At 68.6% G+C, this 18,906-nt stretch carries 16 protein-coding genes; 10 read left to right on the plus strand and 6 right to left on the minus strand.

The genetic code is table 11. The annotated features are described in order from the left end of the window. Positions 1 to 7 precede the first annotated feature (7 nt). From CQ042_RS13900 to CQ042_RS13910, 3 genes are read right to left on the minus strand one after another with little or no spacing between them, the layout of a single operon-like run. Positions 8 to 1,033 (minus strand): Gfo/Idh/MocA family protein, encoded by a 1,026-nt coding sequence (locus CQ042_RS13900; protein ID WP_105671042.1) that lies wholly within the window; start codon positions 1,031 to 1,033, stop codon positions 8 to 10. Then, complete coding sequence (locus CQ042_RS13905) at positions 1,030 to 2,049, minus strand: Gfo/Idh/MocA family protein (RefSeq protein WP_105671043.1); 1,020 nt, start codon at positions 2,047 to 2,049, stop codon at positions 1,030 to 1,032. Before CQ042_RS13905 ends, CQ042_RS13900 begins: the two co-directional genes overlap by 4 nt. Then, positions 2,046 to 3,230, minus strand: a complete 1,185-nt coding sequence (locus CQ042_RS13910) for an ROK family protein (RefSeq protein WP_105671044.1) — start codon at positions 3,228 to 3,230, stop codon at positions 2,046 to 2,048. The genes CQ042_RS13905 and CQ042_RS13910 overlap by 4 nt, the downstream gene beginning before the upstream one ends. 189 nt (positions 3,231 to 3,419) lie before the next feature. Between CQ042_RS13910 and CQ042_RS13915 the strand changes: the two genes are divergently transcribed. The 9 genes from CQ042_RS13915 to CQ042_RS13955 all read left to right on the plus strand — a co-directional run bounded on the left by CQ042_RS13915 (position 3,420) and on the right by CQ042_RS13955 (position 13,824). Continuing rightward, entirely contained in the window at positions 3,420 to 4,661 is a 1,242-nt protein-coding gene (locus CQ042_RS13915) for an ABC transporter substrate-binding protein (protein WP_105671045.1), read from the plus strand. A 76-nt stretch (positions 4,662 to 4,737) separates the two neighbouring features. After that, positions 4,738 to 5,643 carry a carbohydrate ABC transporter permease gene (locus CQ042_RS13920; protein ID WP_105671046.1) on the plus strand — a complete coding sequence of 302 codons (906 nt, stop codon included), beginning with the start codon at positions 4,738 to 4,740 and terminating at the stop codon, positions 5,641 to 5,643. Beyond that, entirely contained in the window at positions 5,640 to 6,557 is a 918-nt protein-coding gene (locus tag CQ042_RS13925) for a carbohydrate ABC transporter permease (RefSeq protein ID WP_105671047.1), read from the plus strand. Before CQ042_RS13920 ends, CQ042_RS13925 begins: the two co-directional genes overlap by 4 nt. Before the next feature lie 19 nt (positions 6,558 to 6,576). Then, positions 6,577 to 7,611, plus strand: coding sequence for an NAD(P)-dependent oxidoreductase (locus CQ042_RS13930; protein WP_105671048.1), 1,035 nt, complete (start codon positions 6,577 to 6,579; stop codon positions 7,609 to 7,611). After that, complete coding sequence (locus tag CQ042_RS13935; RefSeq protein WP_105671049.1) at positions 7,611 to 8,672, plus strand: dihydrodipicolinate synthase family protein; 1,062 nt, start codon at positions 7,611 to 7,613, stop codon at positions 8,670 to 8,672. The genes CQ042_RS13930 and CQ042_RS13935 overlap by 1 nt, the downstream gene beginning before the upstream one ends. After that, positions 8,669 to 9,682: a hydroxyacid dehydrogenase gene (locus CQ042_RS13940; RefSeq protein WP_105671050.1), complete on the plus strand. Its 1,014-nt coding sequence runs from the start codon at positions 8,669 to 8,671 to the stop codon at positions 9,680 to 9,682. The genes CQ042_RS13935 and CQ042_RS13940 overlap by 4 nt, the downstream gene beginning before the upstream one ends. Further along, a complete protein-coding gene (locus tag CQ042_RS13945) occupies positions 9,679 to 10,629 on the plus strand; it encodes a Gfo/Idh/MocA family oxidoreductase (protein ID WP_146115403.1) in 951 nt (316 codons plus the stop codon). Before CQ042_RS13940 ends, CQ042_RS13945 begins: the two co-directional genes overlap by 4 nt. Next, a complete protein-coding gene (locus CQ042_RS13950) occupies positions 10,626 to 11,561 on the plus strand; it encodes a GNAT family N-acetyltransferase (RefSeq protein ID WP_105671052.1) in 936 nt (311 codons plus the stop codon). Before CQ042_RS13945 ends, CQ042_RS13950 begins: the two co-directional genes overlap by 4 nt. A 109-nt stretch (positions 11,562 to 11,670) precedes the next feature. Continuing rightward, entirely contained in the window at positions 11,671 to 13,824 is a 2,154-nt protein-coding gene (locus tag CQ042_RS13955) for a peptidase C14 (RefSeq protein ID WP_105671079.1), read from the plus strand. 482 nt (positions 13,825 to 14,306) lie between these two features. Here CQ042_RS13955 and CQ042_RS20315 read toward each other — a convergent pair whose 3' ends face one another. The 3 genes from CQ042_RS20315 to CQ042_RS13965 form a co-directional block, all read right to left on the minus strand. After that, positions 14,307 to 15,248 (minus strand): hypothetical protein, encoded by a 942-nt coding sequence (locus tag CQ042_RS20315; protein WP_146115405.1) that lies wholly within the window; start codon positions 15,246 to 15,248, stop codon positions 14,307 to 14,309. Between the two features lie 505 nt (positions 15,249 to 15,753). Next, the gene (locus tag CQ042_RS13960; protein WP_258132256.1) at positions 15,754 to 16,614 is read right to left on the minus strand and encodes an SDR family NAD(P)-dependent oxidoreductase; all 861 of its coding nucleotides are present in this window, start codon (positions 16,612 to 16,614) and stop codon (positions 15,754 to 15,756) included. Next, complete coding sequence (locus tag CQ042_RS13965; RefSeq protein ID WP_105671053.1) at positions 16,611 to 17,267, minus strand: GntR family transcriptional regulator; 657 nt, start codon at positions 17,265 to 17,267, stop codon at positions 16,611 to 16,613. The genes CQ042_RS13960 and CQ042_RS13965 overlap by 4 nt, the downstream gene beginning before the upstream one ends. A gap of 151 nt (positions 17,268 to 17,418) precedes the next feature. Here CQ042_RS13965 and CQ042_RS13970 point away from each other — a divergent pair, with 151 nt between their 5' ends. Next, positions 17,419 to 18,783: an MFS transporter gene (locus tag CQ042_RS13970; RefSeq protein WP_105671054.1), complete on the plus strand. Its 1,365-nt coding sequence runs from the start codon at positions 17,419 to 17,421 to the stop codon at positions 18,781 to 18,783. The last annotated feature ends 123 nt before the right edge of the window (positions 18,784 to 18,906 follow it).

The following is an 18,906-nucleotide window of genomic DNA, read 5'->3' on the forward strand; positions in this document are numbered from 1 at the left end:
AGCGGGGTCATGTGAGCGCGACGACCTCGCCGCCGCGAGCCGCCGACGCCTGGGCGGCCTTGGCGATCTCGACCGTGCGGATGCCGACGGCGGCGTCGGGCTGCGGCTGCCTGCCCTCGCGCACGGCGAGGACGAACTCGTCGAGCAGCAGCGCGTCGAGGTCGGCGCCGACCGGGCTCCACGTCTCGCCGTGCGCGTCGTGGCCGGCGACGCCCTTGGCGAAGGGGCTGACCGTGAGGGTGCCGCGCTCGGCGACGATCTGCAGCGTGACCCCGCCCCAGGTGGCCGAGCTCATCGGCCAGCTCCAGGAGCAGTCGATCGTGGCGATGACCCCGCTCGGATACCGGATGGTGACGAGTCCCCCGGTCTCGACCGAGAGCTCGCGCTGCGCGTGCAGGATGCGGTTGGACACGGCACGCACGGACTGCGCTCGCTCGCCCAGCAGCTCGTCGAGGATGTCGGCGCAGTGCACGACGTGGTCGACCAGCGCGCCACCCCCCGCGAGCTCGGGGTCGGTGAACCAGGCACGATCCTGGGGGAGCTTGCCGTTGTTGATGCCGGTGACGCCGAGGACCTTGCCGAGACGGCCGCTGCGCAGCTCGGCGACCGCCTCGCGCACGCTCGGCGCGAAGCGCACCGGGTAGGCCACCATGAGCATCACACCGGCGCGTTCACACGCCTCGTGCATCGCGATCGCGTCTTCGACCGTGGTGGCCAGCGGCTTCTCGCAGAGCACGTGCACCCCGGCGGCGGCCGCGCGCTCGACGAGGGCGCGATGCCGGGAGTTCTCCGCGGCGATGACGACGGCGTCCGGCTGCCAGGCGAAGGCTTCTTCGTAGGTCTCGACGTAGGCGACACCGAGCTCGGCGGCCAGGTCGGCACCGCGAGGAGCGTCGTCGGGAGCCGTGGCACCGTCGGGGTCGGCGGCGATCAGCTCGATGCCCGGCATCGCCTGCAAGGCGTGCACATAGCTCAGCGCATGGGTGTGCGCGAACGACAGGACCGCGATCCGCAGCGGGGTGGGAGCGGTCATCGGGCGGCCTCCTCAGCGTCGACGGCGGGTTGTGCGGGATCCGGGAGGAAGACAGGGGCTCCGGTGGCGATCGAGGCGTATGCGGCTTCGGCCACGGCGACGGCCTCGATGCCGTCGGCAGGGCTGACCCTGGCGTCGCGACCTTCACGCAGAGCCGCGACGAAGTCGGCGATCTCGGCGTAGTACGGGCTCTCCTCCGGCGACATCGGCGGCAGGTAGTCGGTCGCTCCGGCGTCGAGCACGGCATCCGTGCGCAGGGCGTTGTCCTCCGCGCTGTCGTAGCGCAGACGTCCTTCGGACCCGGCGACCTCGACACTCGTGCGGAACGGCATCCCCGGGGCGACCCAGCTGCCGTGGATGTGGCTGATGACGCCGCTGCGGTGCGTCAGCACGACGTGGGACGTGACCGGAGCGGGCACGCGGTCGTCGACGGTCGGCGGGTTCTGCACCGCGTAGACCGCGGCGACGGGCCCGGCGAACCACACAGCCTGGTCGATGTCGTGGATCATCAGGTCGCGGATGACGCCGCCGCCGGCGCGCTCCGAGAAGAACCAGGGGGTCTGCGGTGCGGAGCCGGCACGGCTGAAGCGCTGCACCGCGAGCGTGCCGATGCGACCGGCGTCGATGCCTGCTTTGATCTGCGCGTACTCGCCCATGTAGCGCACGACGTGAGCCGGGAAGAGCCGCACGTCGGCCGCCTCGGCTGCCCGCGCGACGGTGGCCGCGGCTTCGGCGGTCGCCGCGAGCGGCTTCTCGCAGATCACGTCGCGCCCGCGGGCGATGGCCCGCAGCGCGAAGTCGGCGTGGGTGCTGCTGGGGGTCACGATGTCGACGATGTCGACCAGTGCGATCAGGGTGTCGACGTCGGACACGAGCTCGAACCCGTACTCCTCGGCGATCTCCTCGGCTCCGACGAGCGAGGTGACGTATCCCTCGGCGCCGAGCGCCCGCCAGGCGTCGGCGTGCACGCGGGAGATCCCGCCGGCGCCGATGAGTCCGACCTTCAACGTGCTCACTGCTTCTCCTCGGTGTTCTCGACGACGGTGTCTTCGGTCCCGGCCGACTCGAGCGGCAGGGGGGTGATCGGCGGGGCCGGCATGTCTTCGATGCCGTAGATCTGGGCGGCGTGGCGCTGGAACGCATGCACGACCGCGCCGTGCGCGGCGGCTTCCGCTCCCAGGCGGGCCTCGGCGATCGGCACCTGGAAAGGCAGCCCGAGGTGGCCGGGCAGTGCGGCACGCAGGGGGTCGAGCAGCTGTTCGTGCGCGGCGGAGAGTCCGCCGCCGATCACGATCATCGCCGGGTCGACCGTCATGGTCAGGGTGGCGATGCCGTGGGCGAGCTCGTCGATGAAGCCGTCGAGCTCCTGCTGGGCGGTCTGGTCTCCGCCGCGTGCCAGGGCGAACACCTCGGCGGCTGTCGGTGCGGTGCGCCACGAGATCTGACCGGTCTCGGTGTTCAGCCCACGGAAGGCGAGGCGGCCGATGTCGCCGGCGGCGTTGTGGATGCCGCGACGGGGGCGACCGCCGAGGATGAGGCCCATCGCGATGCGGTTGCCGACCGAGAGGTAGATGACGTCGTCCACGAGCTGCGCGACACCGAGGTGGTGTTCCGCGACGGCGGCCAGCCGCACGCCGTTGTCGACGGCGACGGGGCAGCCGAACGCCTGCCGCAGCTGCGATCCGAGGTCGATGCCCGACCACTCCGGAATCACGACCGAGGTCGTGACGCGACCGGAGTCGTCGACGATGCCGGGGAGGGAGACCCCGACCGCACGCACCTTGGATGCGGGGATCGAGACGGCGGCGAGGGTGCGGCGCACGTCGGCGATGACGGCGGCCAGTTTCGATGCGCCGTCGGGCTGGGCGGCGACGCCCGAGTAGCTGCGCTGCGCGATCACGTGTCCGGCCAGGTCTGCCAGCACGACGCGGACGCTCGCGACACCGATGTCGACGCCGACCACGGTTCCGGCGGCGGCGTGGAAGGAGTAGCGGCGCGCGGGCCGTCCGGCCCCGCCGCCGTTCTGCACCGGGGCGTCGACGATCAGCCCGGAGTCGCTCAGCACGGTCACGGCGTTCTCGACGGAGGTGCGCGAGATCTCGAGGGATCGGGAGAGGTCGTTGACGGTCGCGGGGCCGGCATCGCGCAGCTGCAGCACGGATCGCGCCACGATCGAGAGCGGACTCGTCACGGCCATGTGCGTTCCCTTCTTCTTCTCCGTCGTCGGGTGCGATCAAATTAGCACACCGAATTCTCAGATCGAGCTTTGACCTTCTCAAGCCGGAAACACTGCGGAAACATGCCTCTGAGAACTTGTACTTGACGAATTATCCCATTGCAGTGTCATAATGAACCGTACTCAGCACGGTATAAGCAAAGGAGCACCATGCGCGTCAGCAAGATCACCGGCGTCGTCGCGGGAATCGCGGCCGCCACCCTGTTGGCCGGATGTTCGGCCGGCGGAGGCAACACCGCAGAGGGCGAGCAGGACATCACCGTCTGGCTCTACCCGGTCATCGCCGACGAGGCGGTGCACAAGGACTTCTGGGACTCGACGATCGCCGACTTCGAGAAGAAGAACGAGAACATCAACGTCACCTACGAGATCTTCCCGTGGGCGAACCGCGACGAAGCTCTCCAGACCGCGATCGCTGCGGGCAAGGGACCTGACGTCGTCTACCTGATCCCCGACCAGCTCGCGGCGTACCAGAAGTCGATCGCCCCGCTCAACGATCTGCTCAGCGAGGAGCGCCAGAGCGAGCTGCTGCCGAACGTGAAGACGTCGGTCACCCTCGACGGCGACATCCTCGGTGCACCGATCCTCACCAGCGCGATGCCGCTCATCTGCAACGCCGCCGCCTTCGAGGCCGCCGGCGTCACCGAGTACCCCGAGACCTGGGACGACATCACCGCGATGGCGCCGAAGTTCACGGAGAAGGGCATGTACGCCCTGAACTACCCGGCTTCCGCGGAGAACACCCTCAACCTGACCTACTACCCCCTGCTGTGGCAGGCCGGCGGCGAGGTCTACACGAAGGACGGCGACGTCGGGTTCGACAGCAAGGAGGGCGTGCAGGCGCTCACCTTCCTCACCGACCTGGCCGGGGAGGGGGCTCTCGACCCCGAGGCGCTGACCACCAACGTCCCGCTCGAGCAGACCGCCGTCGCCCAGGGCAAGGTCGGCTGCACCTGGAACAACGCGGTCACCGAGGTCGCGCCGTTCTGGGGCGAGGAGAACGTCAAGGTGCTCGCGCCGCTGACCGAGAAGGAGTCCGTGGCCTACGGCACCGTCGGCTCGCTCTCGGTGCTCAAGGGCTCCAAGGCGCAGGACGCGGCGGCGAAGTTCGCCGAGTACGCCACCGGCGCCGACGTCGTCGAGCCGTACCTCAAGGCGTCCGGCTTCTTCTCGGCGCTCAGCACCACCGAACCGCTGTACGCGGATGACCCGCTGCTCGGCGAGGTCGAGAAGTACGTCCCCGACACCACGGTCGGCGAGCTCAACGCGTCGTCGCGCGCGCTGATGGGTGTGCTCGCACCGGAGATCCAGGCGGCGCTCCTCGGAGACAAGTCCCCGAAGGACGCGCTGAAGGACGCGGCGACCGCCGCGGCACCGCTGATCAAGAAGTAAGCACTCCCGGGGGCATGCGGAGCCCGAACTCCGCATGCCCCCGCCCCCTTCACTCCCCCCACGTGAGGTATCACTGATGACGACGGCAACCACGGCGACGAAGCCCGCAGGTCGGGTCGCGCGGGTGCTCGCACGACGTGAGGCGCGGATCGCGTTCCTCTTCGTGCTTCCCGCCTTCCTCCTGTTCATCGCCTTCCGCTTCGGACCGAGCATCGCCGGAGTCGCGCTGAGCTTCTTCGACTACGACATCACCGGCGAGATCGCCTGGCGCGGACTCGACCACTTCCAGCGCATGGTCGCCGATCCGCTGTTCTGGCGGGCGATGGGCACCACCCTCATCTACACGGTGTTCGCGGTGCCGATCGCGCTCGTGCTGTCCACCGTGATGGCCCTCGGCGTGCGCCGTGCCTTCCGCGGCGCGCGCTTCTTCCGCTCGATCTTCTTCCTCCCCGTCATCACCTCGCTCGTGCTGGCCGGTTCCATCTTCGTGTGGATCTTCTCCGCGAACGGGCCCTGGTCGGCGCTGATGACTCCGCTGGGACTCGGCGGATCCTGGCTCGGCAGCACCGTGCTCGTGATCCCCGCGATCGTCGTCGTCGGCGTCTGGTCGCGCTTCGGCTACGGGATGATGATCCTCATCGCCGCGTTGCAGGACGTGCCGCGTGAGCTCGAGGAGGCGGCCCTGGTCGACGGCGCCAACGCCTGGCAGCGCTTCCGGCACATCATCCTCCCGGTGCTGCGCCCGACCTTCTTCTTCCTCGCGGTCATCGAGACGACCGCCGCCTTCCAGGTGTTCGACGTGATCTACGTGATGACCCAGGGCGGGCCTGCGAACGCGAGCTACTCGCTCGTCTACATGCTCTACGACCAGGGCTTCCGCTACTTCGACTACGGCTACGCGGCCGCCATCGGTGTGGCCCTGTTCATCATGACCCTCGTCGTCGCGCTCATCCAGCGCCTGGTGATCGGAAAGCAGAAATGACCGCTCTGTTGCAGCCTCCGACGCAGCCGCCGACGCAATCGCCGGTCGCGCCCCCGAAGATGTCGACGAAGCAGCGTCGTGCCTACCGCGCTCTCCAGCCCACCGGCTGGGGGATCGTCGGTCGCTGGATCTGGCTGAGCCTGGCCGGCATCCTCAGCTTCTTCCCCTTCTACGCGATGGTCGTGCTGAGCCTGAAGCCCGGCATGGTCGTCGAGCTCCCCGGTTCCCTGCTGCCCTTCTCCGACATCTCGTTCGACGCCTACGAGCAGGTGCTCGCGGGGCAGAACATCCTCGGCTGGCTCGGCAACACGCTCATCTACTCGCTCGTCTCGGTCGTGGCGGTGCTGTTCCTCTCCGCGCTCGCGGGTTACGCCTTCGCCAAGAAGCGCTTCCGCGGCAAGGAGGTGATGTTCTGGTCGTTCCTCGCGATGGTGATGGTGCCGTTCCACGTCACCCTCATCCCGACGTTCATCCTGATGGCGAACCTCGGCGGCGTCGACACCTACTGGGGCCTGATCCTCCCGTCGCTCGCGAACGCGCAAGCCGTGTTCCTGATGCGGCAGTTCATCTCGGGGCTGCCGGATGAGCTGTTCGAGGCCGCCCGCATCGACGGTGCGGGAGAGTTCCGCATCTTCCTGCGGATCGTGCTGCCGCTGTGCAAACCGATCCTGGCGACGCTCGGCATCTTCGTCTTCCTGTGGCACTGGAACGACTTCCTGTGGCCGCTCATCATCGCGAAGTCCAACGCGATGTTCACACTCACCGTCGGCATCTCGTCGCTGCAGCAGCAGAACGTCCCGCTGAGCACCATGCTCGCCGGATCCGTCGTCGCGTTGCTGCCCATCTTCCTCGCGTACCTCATCGCTCAGCGGTACGTGCAGGAGGGCGTGGCCGGTACGGGCATCAAGGGCTGAGAAGAAGGGAAAGCAGTACATGACTCAGCACGACTTCACTTCGGAAGCCGATCTCGAGGAGGCGCTCGCGACACCGAGCGCCGGCCTGATCGACGACCTCGCCCGCGGGGCGGGCGACCTCGTGATCCTCGGCGCGGGCGGCAAGATGGGCCCGACCCTGGCGATGCTCGCGCGCCGCGGGATGGATGCCGCCGGGCGGCAGGGCGACGCGGTCTACGCCGTCTCCCGGTTCGGCGACGCCGCGATCCGCGAACGTCTGGAGGCCGCGGGCGTGAAGGTCGTCTCGTTCGACCTGATCGAGAACGACGACTTCGCATCGCTGCCGGATGCTCCGAACGTGGTCTTCATGGTCGGCGCGAAGTTCGGCGCTGCGACCAACGCCTCCTGGGCCTGGGAGGTCAACGCCGCTCTGCCCGATCGCGTCGCTCGCCGCTACCGCGACAGTGCGATCTCGGTGCTGTCGACCGGCAACGTCTACCCCTTCCTGCCGGCGTCGTCCGGCGGAGCATCCGAAGAGGTGCAGCCCGCGCCGATCGGCGAGTACGCGCAGTCGTGCCTCGGACGGGAGCGGGTGTTCGAGTTCGGCGCCCAGGAGCGGGGCACCAAGGTCGCCATCATCCGCCTGAACTACGCCGTCGACCTGCGTTACGGCGTGCTCGCCGACATCGGCAGCGCCGTGCACGCGGGGCAGCCCGTCTCCGTCGCCACCGCCAACGTCAACGTGATCTGGCAGGGCTACGCGAACGAGGTCGTGCTGCGCAGCCTCGTGCACGCCTCGACCGCCCCGTTCACGATCAACCTCACCGGCCCCGAGCTGCTGAGCGTCGAGTCGATCGCCCGCCGCTTCGGCACCCTGTTCGACCGCGAGGTCGAGATCGTCGACGAGCCGCAGCCGACCGCGCTGCTCAGCGACGCCCGCCGGTGCATGGCGCTGTTCGGCTACCCCGCCGTCTCGGCCGAGACCCTGATCGGCCTGCAGGCCGACTGGATCGAGAAGAGCCTTCCGATGATCGCCAAGCCGACCAAGTGGGCCGTGCGGGACGGGAAGTTCTGATGGCGGTCCCCACCCTGCGACCGGAGGCCGCGGCGACCCTTGCCCGCGGCGCCGTGATCCCGGCCCACCCCCTCGCGCTCACCGCCGATCGACGCATCGACGAGCGTCGCCAGCGGGCGCTCACCCGCTACTACCTCGACGCAGGGGTCGGCGGCATCGCCGTCGGGGTGCACACGACCCAGTTCGAGATCCGTGATCCCGAACATGCACTGTTCGAGCCCGTGCTCGCGCTCGCCGCGGAGGAGCTGGATGCGCGCGCGGGCGCCGACGTGGTGCGCATCGCCGGCGTCGCGGGAGGCACCGCCCAGGCGGTCGCCGAGGCCGAGCTCGCCCGCGGACTGGGCTACGACGCCGTGCTGGTGAGTCCTCGTGTCGCGGGCGCCGACGAACGAGCCCTGCTCGAACGCGCCCGTGCCGTGGGTGAGGTGCTCCCGGTGGTCGGGTTCTACCTGCAGACCGCGATCGGCGGGCCGGTGCTCGACCGGGACTTCTGGCGCGAGTTCGCCTCCATCCCTGCCGTCGTCGCCGTCAAGGCCGCGCCCTTCGACCGCTATCGCACGCTGGAACTGGTGCGGGGCGTCGCCGCCTCGGGCCGTGCCGACGAGATCGCGCTCTACACCGGCAACGACGACGCGATCGTGGCCGACCTGCTCTCGGAGTTCCATGTCGACTCCCCGTCGGGTCCGCGCACGCTGCGCTTCGTCGGCGGGCTGCTCGGCCAGTGGGCCGTCGGCACCCGCGCCGCGGTCGCGCTCCTCGAACGGGCGCAGCAGGCGATGGACGGCGATGCGGATGCCTACCGCGAGCTCGGTCTCGTCGCCTCCGACATGGTCGACGTCAACCAGGCGGTGTTCGATCCGGGCAACGACTTCCACGGCGTGATCGCCGGCGTGCACGAGATGCTCCGGCAGCAGGGTCTGCTCGACGGGGTCTGGTGCCTCGATCCCGCCGAGGGTCTCTCGCCCGGGCAGGCCGAGGAGATCGAGCGGGTGCGCCACGCGTACCCCGCACTGAACGACGACGCCTTCATCGCTGAGAACCTCGAGGCCTGGTTGCGATGAGCGCGCAGACGGACGCGCCGACCGTGGTCGCGGTCGTCTCGGAAGAGCTCTTCGCAGAGTTCTTCTCGACGGCCGATGCCGAACGACTACACGATGTCGCGACGCGCCTCGGCGGAGCGTTCGTCCGCGTCGACCGACTCATGCAGGCGGAGTTCGGCGAAGCACGCATCGTCATCACGAGCTGGGGCGTCGGACCGTTCGACGCCGCGGTGCTCGCATCGCTGCCGAAGCTCGAACTCATCGCACACACCGGCGCCACCATCAAGCCCTTCGCGACCGATGAGCTGTTCGATCGCGGTGTCGTCGTGACCCAGGCGGGTGCGGGCATGGCACGGCCGGTCGCCGAAGTGTCGCTGACCTTCACGCTCGCGCTGCTGCACCGGGTGCCCGAGATGCACAACGCACTGCGCGCGGGCGACGGCTGGTACGACGCGGATGCCGTGGGCGTGCAGCGCGAGATCCTCGGCACACCCGTCGCCGTGATCGGGGCCTCGCGCACCGGGCGTGCCTACCTCGAACTGATCCGTGTGCTCGGGGCGGAGCCGCTGCTGGTCGACCCGACGATCGATGCCGCCGCCGCCGCCGCACTGGGGGCCGAGCTCGTCCCGCTCGACGAGGCCATGAAGCGGGCGCAGATCGTCGCCGTCCATGCCCCCACCCTGCCCGAGACCCACCACCTGATCGGCCGCCGAGAGCTGGCTCTGATGCGCGACGGCGCGGGGCTCGTCAACACGGCGCGCTCCTGGTTGGTCGACGAGGTCGCGCTGATCGATGAGCTCCGACGCGGGCGACTCAGCGCCGCGATCGACGTGTTCGACGAGGAGCCGTTCGCCGTGGACAGCCCGTTCCGGACGCTTCCCGGTGTGCTGATCACCCCGCACCGGGCGGCGGGCACGAGTCAGGGACGGCTGCGTCAGGGGAGGATCGTCGCCGACGAGGTCGAGGCCTTCGTCGAGGGGCGGGCTCTCGCACACACCGTCGACCGTGACCAGCTGTCGTCGATGGCATGACAGGTATGCCGCTGCGCGTGGCCTTCGCCGGGCTGGCGCACTCGCACCCGTACACCGACGCCGCGAACGTGCGGGCACTCGGTGCCGAGGTCGTCGGGGTGCACGACGCGGACGCGGTCGCGTCCGAGGCCTTCGCGGCGCGCTTCGGCGGGGCGGCGACGGCCTCCGTGGACGCACTCGCGGCGCTGCGACCTGACCTCGTCATCGCGACGCCGCGTCCGCACGAGGTCGTGCCCTTCCTGCGGGCGCTCTGCGGGGGAGTCGCCCCGGTCTTCGTGAACAAGGTGATCGCGGCGACGGCAGCTCAGCTCGTCGAGGTCGACCGGGTGCTCGCCGCGTCGTCCGTTGCCGTCGGCACGAGCTCGGTGCTCCGCTTCGCGCCCGCTCTCCGCGCGCTCGCCGAGGAGATCGTCGCCGACGAGGTGCTCGGTCTGCGCCTGCACGCACAGCACGACAACGCGGCCTTCCAGCTGGTGGACCGCGCGTGGCAGGACGATCCGCAGCTCGGCGGAGGCACCGCCGTGACGGTCGGGGTGCACGCCTGGGAGATGCTCGACGTGCTGCTGCCCGGGTCGACCCTCGTCGCAGGATCCGGCTGGACGCGCACGCGCCAGGGATCGACCACCTCGTCGGAGGATGCCGCGGGCATCGAGGGTCTGCTGCGGGTTCCCGGTGCGGCTCGGGAGGTGCCGGTGCAGATGCTGGTCACGGGAACGCCCGGCGCGGATGCGTACGCGGTGGATGTCGTGACGGCCACCGGCATCCGCTCGGTCGCGCTCGATGTGGATGGCGATGATGCGAACGCAGCGCTGGGGTTCCGCGGCCTGATCCGCGCGCTGCTGCGCGAACCGGCGCCGCACGGGGCGACCGTGGCTTCCTGGAGTGCCGCGCGTCTGGTCGTGGCGAACACGATCCGCGCCGCCGAGATCGCGCGGGGTGACACATGAGCGAGGCGACGATCCGTGCCGCACGCCCCGACGATCAGGCCGAGCTCACGGCGCTGTGGGCAGCCGCGTTCACGCCTCCGCTCGCACCCGACCAGTGGCTCATCGACCACGAACGCCTCGCGCACACGCGGGTGGCCGAGGACGACGCCGGCCTGTGCGGGTCGATCTACGGCCTGCCCAAGCGGCTGCGCGAAGACGACGGCGGCATCGCCGAGGTGCACGCGATCGGCAGCGTCGCGGTCGCCGAGCGCGCCCGCGGGCACGGCCTCGCCCGTCGGCTCGTGACCGCGACCCTGCAGACCGCACCTGATGCCGACTGGGCGCTGCTGTTCACCGGTACGCCGGAGGTGTACCGCTCGAGCGGCTTCGAGAGCTTCTCGATGGCGCGGACCCTGGCCGGGCCGTGGCATGCTCCCGGGGCAGCCGCGGCCGCTGCCGCGGATCGGGTGGAGCGCGAGAGCGTCGGTCTCGGGAGCTTCCGTCCGCTGCGCGAGGTCTATGAGCGTTCGCGTGCAGGTCGAGTCGTACTGGCCCCGGTTCGTGGCGATCGTGACACCGCGATGGCCGAGGTGCGCATGACGGGCGCGACCCTCTATCGCCGGACCGAGGGCTCGACCGTGATCGGCTACGCGATCACCGAGCGTCGCGGCGATGTCGGCATGCTCCTGGAGAGCGCCGTGCTCCCCGGCGTCGAGGGCGACGCCGAGGGGGCGCGCGACGACCTTCTCGCCGCGATCGCCGTCGACTGGGCATCCGCCGGAGTGACGTCGTGCGATCTCGCCGTGCCCGCTCTGCCGGAGGAGGATCTGGCGCTCCGCTCCTTCGCGCCCGAGGCGGTGCGGCAGGCCGACCGCACCGGGATGATCCGTCCGCTGCGGCGCGAGGCGCGACTGCACGGCATCCGCCACCTCACGGCGGGCGACTACTTCTGAGCGGCCAGCTCGGAGACAGCACTGGGGACTGGGGATCGATCGGATGATGCGGCCCGGCCGGAAAGGCCGGCCGCCTGACCGCGGCGATGAAGCCGCAAGGAGGATGACCATGACCCCTCAGGAGAACACCGGGACAGAGACCGCTGCGCTGCGCAGCAGGCGCATGCTGCTCGCCGGATTCGGTGCGGTGGCGATCGGTGGTGTCGCCGCCGTCAGCACGCAGACCCCCGCGCAGGCCGCCGGCACGATCGTGGCGCAGGGGAATTCGGGATCGTCGTCGGTGGCCGACGCCGGTACGGCGACCGCGCTCGCGACCCGCAAGGGCAAGGACGGCGACCTGGTCCGCACGGCCGGATACGGTGCAGCGGGTGATGGCGGTGACGGGACCTACCGTTTCGTGAAGAAGGACGCCCCCGCGGCGAACGGCGGCACCGTGCTCGCCGCCCCCAAGGGCGGGGCCTGGCTGCTCGTGCACGACGGCGTCGTGGACTTCCGGATGTTCGGGATCATGGATGCGAGCGTCAACGCCGACGACGCGCTCGATGCGATGGTGAACGATGCGAGCATCCACCGCATCGAGGGGCACAGCCCCCTCAACTTCGTGCGTCGCCACCGGTTCTCCCGGTCGAACATCGCCTTCGACTTCGGCGGGCACCTGATGACGACCATGGGCATCGAGAACGCCGGCAAGGACGATCCGTTCGCGGCCGTGATGTTCTTCCGGGGCGAGGTGACCGATGCCGTGCAGGAGGCGAAGCTCGGCGAGGTCGTGCCCGATCTGGGGGATGTCTTCCCGGTAGCCGACTCCTCGTTCTTCGCGGTCGGCGACTGGTACGCCGCGGAGGTGAACGCGCTGTCTGGCCGCTGGGAGCGCGAGCTGCAGCGGATGGTGCAGGTCACGCAGATCGTCGACGGCACACACATCCGCATCAACTACAAGAACGGTTGGCCGCTGGGCGAGGACCGCACGATGACGTGGCGCCGGGTCGTTCCGGTGCAGGACGTGACGGTGTCGAACCTGAAGTTCCTCGGAACCGGCACCGACGAGTACACGGGTTCGCACCCGCTGGCCTTCGAGTACGCGGTGCGCTGCGACGTCGACCACATCGACGGCACCGGCACGTTCTGGCCGCTCATCCAGCGCCGGTGGAACACGTACTACTCGACCGTGAGCTGCACGCTCAAGAACCCGACCTCGGTCACCTGGGGCGGTGCCGGCTACCTCACGCAGCAGATCTACTGCCTCTACGGATACGTCGCCAACTGCCACACCGCCAATGCCCGACACCTGAACGACTTCACCGCGAGCGCCTACTGCCTGGTCGAGAACTGCCACGGCGACGGTGACGACCAGGGTCCGTTCGTCACACACGGGCAGTACGAGCACGACCTCACCTACACCGGCAACTCGGGGCTCATGACCTTCGCGAACTCCGGGGCGGCCTGGGGTTCCGCGGCCAAGCGCATCACGGTACGCAAGCACGTGTGCTCATGGTTCGTCGCGCGTGTGCGCATCACCGACCTCACCCTCGAAGACGTGCAGGTCATCGGCAAGCCGTCGCTCGCGGGGTCGGGGATGCTGTGGATCAACGCCGACGGCGCGCAGCTGCGCGGGTGCACGGCATCCGACACCCTCGTGATCACCCAGGCGTCCGACAACTCCTCGCGGCCGACTGTGATCGCCGACTCGCACTTCACTTTCATCGCCCCCGGCGAGCTCACCAACGCCACGGTGAAGACGCCCGTCACGTTCGTCGACACCGTGCTCGACCGGGTCGGCGGCATGAAGATCGCGGGCGCGGGAGCGGTCACGTTCCGCGGATCGACCCTCACTGCCGCCGACGACGCGGCACCCATCGTGTCGTCATCGGAGCGACTCCGGTTCGAGGGCTCGACGCTCCGCAACGCCCGCATCGCGGCGGCACGAGGCGAGCGGCAGGCGGTGGAGATCGCGGGTTCGGATGTCGCGAACAAGGGCGGCACCGGTGTCTCCCGGACCGGCGACGGCGAGCTGCACCTGACGCTGTCCGACAGCACCTTCCGCGCGGAGGGGGCGGCCACGCACGTCTCGGTCACGAAGGGCGCGACCCACTATCGCGCGGTCGGCAACCGGTTCGAGGGCGGATCGCTGGAGCTGACGGATGCCGCGTTCGGCACATCTTCCACGCTGCTGCACACCGGCAACGTCGAGACGGGTGTGGCTCGCACGGCCTTCCCCGCCGAGGGCGACCGTATCGTCGACACCGCCAACCTCGCGGTCTGAGCCGATCCGTCCCCGACGCGAGTACGCGAGTTCTGGGCGGGAAGGTCGTGCGCTCCAATGATGGGGTGGCTGCGAACGAGGCCACGGCACTAGTCGATAGACACATAAACGCGGGAGCGTGTCAGACGCGCTCCCGCGCTTATTGCTTTGAACTGCGAAGAGCTTCGGTTCACAACTCCTGGGGGACGGGGGGCGCCGCGTGCCGCTGAGCCCGGATAGCCGAGTTCAGGTACATCGCGGCGACGATCAGCGCCACCACGCCACCGGTGACAGCAAGCGGTGGATCCGGGGAGACAGACGCTCCGATGGCTGCGGTGATGCCTTGGATGAAGAACATTACGCCGAGGAGAATCCCGCTGCCTCGTGTGCTGGTCAGCTTCCACCACGGGCGTGGCGCGTCAGATTCTCCTGCGCCTCGGAATGTTCGAGCCGCCACGACAACGGCCGCCACGAGAGCGACGACTGCCCACGCGAAGCCGAGCTCAAAGCTGATGGCTGCGAGTGGAATCACAGTGAGAGTCATTCCCGCGATGACGATGAGCAAGTACCCGATCTTGGCGGCCGGCGTCTTGATACGCATGATGTTCGTCCTTGCCTACGGCACTGCCGTGTACGTCGTGTAGCTGCAGTAGTTGAACCCGCAGTTGTAGTACGTCACCTTGAGTCGCCACTTGTTCCAGTAGGCCTTCTCGACTTGTGCGGAAGGGGCGAGTCCCAAGCAGGCAATGCTGGCCGGCCACGGAAATTGAAGCAACACTGCATGCGCTGCTGATGCCCTTAAGGCCGTTATACATAGTGACGACCTGTGCTTTGCTGAGGTAGCTTACGTGCGTCGTGTATGTCGGATCAGCGATCACGGGGTAGGTGAAGTTGCTGTCGTGGTCGACGATCTGCGTAAGGGTTTGACCGTTCTGCTCGTAGCGAGTGGGAACGTCCTTGCCAGTTGCGTCTCTTGCCCAGGGAGCTGCGAAGCTTCCCAGGGTCTCGCCGGTTGCGTCATCGATCACAGCCGCGCCACCGTCCCGCAGCACGAGGCTCGAACCCTCGGGAAGGTCGAGGGGATAGTCGTAGCGTGTCGGCGCAATCGCACTATCGATCACGGTCGCAACCTGTACCGAGCCAGAGTCATGCACGAGAACGACACTGCTCGTCGAGTTTCCGTTGTCATACGTGACCGTTCCAGGATCCGTGGAGGAACCATCGCCCGCCTCGTTGGCGAACGGAAGCCCGATCGTCGCCACCCCCTCACCCGCCGAAACGGACACGCCATCGGCGGCAGACGACGACACCTCAACCTCAAGTCGATCGATTGTTACGGTGCGCTCCCCACCAGCTAGTAGCGGGGTGTCGATAGTAGCCGCCACGTCAGCGGGGGCGACCTTTGCAACCGCATCAACCGCGGACTCCTCGTCCGCGATCGCCACGGGGGCAACCCACAAAGTCGACAACAGCACTGCCGCCCCTGTGGCAACACCAACACTTGCCTTCCTCATTCCCGCACGCCGACGCTTCCGTCCGACAGCACGGAAAGGCACTCGGGGCGAGAGTCGCCCCCCGCTGAGCGGCCTGTCGGTCATTCGGGGAACAGCCGACTCCTTGAATCGGTCCGCCCGCTTACCGTGACGGGTTGCCGACCAGCTCTTCACTTCACCGGTGTCTTGGGTCTCTCTCATTTCTGCTCTCCTTTAAGGCCGGGCGCGTCTGACCGAGTGGGTGAATCCGTGAAAAAGCGAGCACTTGAACGAGGAGCCTAACCACGTAACGCGTAGAACGTTACGCGCTATGAGTGAGGGGAACAAGAATTTCATGGCTGGTATTACTGCTCGACATCGCCGACCCTGATGGTCTGAGCCGGATCCGCCACTCCCTGAGTGCGCCAGATGCAGGCGTTGACGGCCTCTCGACGAGAACCTGTGCCCTCTTGGGGGGCTAAGGCGCGGGAATGCCGACGAGTTCCGCGCTGCGCTGCCACAGGGCTTCGGCGAGGTCAGCGTCGTTCGCCTGAGGATTGACCTTCGTGGTGAGCCGGCGCTCGTCGTAGTAGGCGCCGGAGAACCACGTCTCATCGGGGGTTCCCTCGATGAACCAGCGGAGAGTCTCGCCTCCCTTGTCGGCGCCGATGAGCATGAGGTGCTTGAGGGGCGTGCGGTAGAGGAGCCGCATGATGCTCGACGAGTCCGAGGCGAAGTTCGTCTGCACGGTGCCGGGGTGGAAGGCGACCGCGCTCAGCCCGTCGGCATGGAACTTCGTGTGCAGGCTCTTGGCGAAGAGCACGTTGGCGAGCTTCGCGTCGCCGTAGGCCTTGTTCGGGCTGAAGCGTCGGCGGTTGTCGAGGTCGTTGACGTTGAGATGGCCGAAGAGGCGGTGGGCGATGCTCGAGGTGTTGATGACCGCGCCTTCGACCTTGAGAAGGTGCGGGAGCAGCAGGTTCGTGAGCAGGAACGGCGCCAGGTGATTGACCTGCATCGTCTTCTCGAACCCGTCGACCGTGGGGGTCTGATCCCCGAAGATGCCACCGGCGTTGTTCGCCAGCACGTCGATGCCGCCGTCACCGACGACATCCACGATCTGCTCGGCGAGCGTGCGCACGTCATCGAGGCGGGTGAAGTCGGCGGTGAACCAAGCGGCCCCGGTCTCCTCGGCGACGGCGCGGGTCTTCTCGACCGACCGCCCGACGAGGATCATCCGGTCCGACGACGACGACGACCTGAGCTGGCGGGCGGCCGCCGCGCCGATCCCGTCGGATGCTCCGGTGAGGACGATCGTCTTGTGCGGCACGGGTCGCGTCACTCGGCCTCGGCCGTGGGGGTGATGCGCTCGACCGCCCTGGTCACGTGCTCGGCGATCACCGCCTGCGCCCGCTCGGGATCACCGCTCGCGATGGCGTCGACGATCTGCTGGTGACTGCGCACGTGCCCCTCCTGCTCGGTGGGGTCGAGTGCGGCGTTGGCGGCGTGCAGGAATCCGGTGATGCGACCGCGAAGCTGTCCGCTCAGTTCATCGAGGAAGCGGTGCTCGGCCAGATCGGCGAGGGCTTCGTGGAAGAGGCGGTCCTGGCGCAGCACCTCGTCGATGTCGCCGGGCGCGGCATCCGACATCGCCTGGATGATGGCGCCGAGCCGGGCGGCCGACTCCTCGTCCCAGCGCTCCTGCACGCGGATCGCCATGAACTGCTCGAGCACGATGCGCAGGCTCGAGATCTCCTCCAGATCCTGCGCGCTCAGCTGTGCGACGCGGGCGCCTCGACGAGGTTCGCGCGTGATGAGGCGCTCTTCGGCGAGGCGGGTCAGGGCTTCGCGCACGGGGATGTGGCTGACGCCGAGCCGCTCGGCGAGCTTCCTCTCGACGAGGCGATCGCCGGGGGCGAGCTCTCCGGAGTGGATGGCCGAGCGCAGCTCGTTCGTGACCTGTTCGGCGATGTTGTGATCCGAGACGCTGCGCATCGGGTGCCCTTCTCGATCCGCGGTGCCGTCTCGTCGAGCGGGCGCGCATTCGTTCGCTCGATGCTATGGCATTTCCCCCAGGAGTGGACAAGCGCCCCGTTTTGCTAGATGCTATAGCAAGCTCAGCACAGTCGATGACAAAGGAGTTGTCATGTCCAGGAATGGAATCGCCCCTGATGCCCGCACGTCGGAGGAGGTGGGGGCATCCGCCATGAAGAAGGCGATCTGGCGCCTCGGTCCGTTCCTCGGACTGCTGTACCTCGTGGCCTACATGGACCGCAACAACGCCGGCTTCGCGAAGCTGGAGATGACGACGGCGCTGCAGATCACCGAAGCCGCGTTCGGATTCGCCGCCGGCATCTTCTTCATCGGATATCTGCTGTTCGAGGTCCCCAGCAACCTGCTCCTCGAACGATTCGGCGCCCGCAAGTGGATCGCGCGCATCATGGTCTCCTGGGGCCTCGTCGCGGCGCTGACCGCCTTCGTGCAGGATGCGACGCAGTTCGCGATCGCCCGGTTCATCCTCGGTATCGCCGAAGCCGGCTTCTTCCCCGGTGTGCTCCTCTACCTCACGCTGTGGTTCCCGCGGCAGTACCGCACGCAGGTGCTCGCGGTGTTCGTGCTGTCGAACCCGATCGCGAACGCGGTCGCCGCGCCGCTTTCCGGATGGATGCTCGAGCTGCACGGCATGTGGGGCCTCGACGGCTGGCAGCTCGTCTTCCTGCTGCAGGGTCTTCCTGCCGTGCTCCTGGCCTTCGTCGTCTTCTTCTGGCTGCCCGACCGCCCGCAGGACGCCCGGTGGCTGGACCCGACCGAGCAGCGGTGGATCAACGACACCCTCGCCGCCGAGACCGCCGCGACCGAGCAGAAGCACGGGCGCCTGCGCCTGCGCGAGGTGTTCAGCAACGGACGTCTGTGGACCCTGATCGTGCTGTTCTTCGGTGTCGTGTTCGGTGCCTACGGGCTGGGCATGTGGCTGCCGACGATCGTGAAGAGCATGGGCGACTTCTCCAACTCCACGACCGGGTGGCTCGTCGCGCTGCCGAACCTGTGCGCCGCACTGGTCATGCTGCCCTGGGAGCGCGCCGCCAGGAAGCAGGGCAACATCCCCCTGCAGATCGGCATCACCCTCACCATCACCGCGCTCTCGCTCATCGCGGCGGTTGCCGCGCAGGGCACGCCCATCCTCGCGCTCGCCGCGCTGTGCGTCGGCATGTCGGCGCTGTTCTCGACGACGCCGCTGTTCTGGAGTCTGCCGCCCATGGTGCTCACCGGCACGGCGGCGGCCGCCGGGCTCGCCTTCATCAACTCGGTCGGCAACCTCGCCGGATTCGCCGGTCCGTACGCGATCGGCTGGATCAGTGAGACCACCGGTTCCGCGATCTGGGGGCTGCTCCTCATCGCGGCTCTCACGCTGCTCGGAGCGACCATCGCGTTCGTGCTGAGCCGGCGGGCCGACTTCACGGTTCCGGCCGAAGTGCTGTTGAAGGCGGACGCGAAGTCCGGGGTGCGGTGATGTCCCGCCCCGCTGCGGCACCCGCGCGGGCAGCGCGTGCCGATCGCCGACGTGCGGAGGAGTGCGTGACCGCGGTGTTTCGCGCGCCGGCGCGGATGGCGCCGGGTACGCGACGAGAGCGTG

The sequence above is a fragment of the Microbacterium sp. MYb62 genome (genome assembly GCF_002979475.1).
Lineage (GTDB): Bacteria > Actinomycetota > Actinomycetes > Actinomycetales > Microbacteriaceae > Microbacterium.

What these genes read in the sequence shown, in the direction of transcription:
- CQ042_RS13945 (WP_146115403.1), top strand. Translation starts at nt 9,679, where the DNA reads ATGACAGGTATGCCGCTGCGCGTGGCCTTCGCCGGGCTGGCGCACTCG.
- CQ042_RS13915 (WP_105671045.1), top strand. Translation starts at nt 3,420, where the DNA reads ATGCGCGTCAGCAAGATCACCGGCGTCGTCGCGGGAATCGCGGCCGCC.
- CQ042_RS13900 (WP_105671042.1), bottom strand. Translation starts at nt 1,033, where the DNA reads ATGACCGCTCCCACCCCGCTGCGGATCGCGGTCCTGTCGTTCGCGCAC.
- CQ042_RS13940 (WP_105671050.1), top strand. Translation starts at nt 8,669, where the DNA reads ATGAGCGCGCAGACGGACGCGCCGACCGTGGTCGCGGTCGTCTCGGAA.
- CQ042_RS13935 (WP_105671049.1), top strand. Translation starts at nt 7,611, where the DNA reads ATGGCGGTCCCCACCCTGCGACCGGAGGCCGCGGCGACCCTTGCCCGC.
- CQ042_RS13970 (WP_105671054.1), top strand. Translation starts at nt 17,419, where the DNA reads ATGTCCAGGAATGGAATCGCCCCTGATGCCCGCACGTCGGAGGAGGTG.
- CQ042_RS13965 (WP_105671053.1), bottom strand. Translation starts at nt 17,267, where the DNA reads ATGCGCAGCGTCTCGGATCACAACATCGCCGAACAGGTCACGAACGAG.
- CQ042_RS13910 (WP_105671044.1), bottom strand. Translation starts at nt 3,230, where the DNA reads ATGGCCGTGACGAGTCCGCTCTCGATCGTGGCGCGATCCGTGCTGCAG.
- CQ042_RS13955 (WP_105671079.1), top strand. Translation starts at nt 11,671, where the DNA reads ATGACCCCTCAGGAGAACACCGGGACAGAGACCGCTGCGCTGCGCAGC.
- CQ042_RS13920 (WP_105671046.1), top strand. Translation starts at nt 4,738, where the DNA reads ATGACGACGGCAACCACGGCGACGAAGCCCGCAGGTCGGGTCGCGCGG.
- CQ042_RS13925 (WP_105671047.1), top strand. Translation starts at nt 5,640, where the DNA reads ATGACCGCTCTGTTGCAGCCTCCGACGCAGCCGCCGACGCAATCGCCG.
- CQ042_RS13950 (WP_105671052.1), top strand. Translation starts at nt 10,626, where the DNA reads ATGAGCGAGGCGACGATCCGTGCCGCACGCCCCGACGATCAGGCCGAG.
- CQ042_RS13930 (WP_105671048.1), top strand. Translation starts at nt 6,577, where the DNA reads ATGACTCAGCACGACTTCACTTCGGAAGCCGATCTCGAGGAGGCGCTC.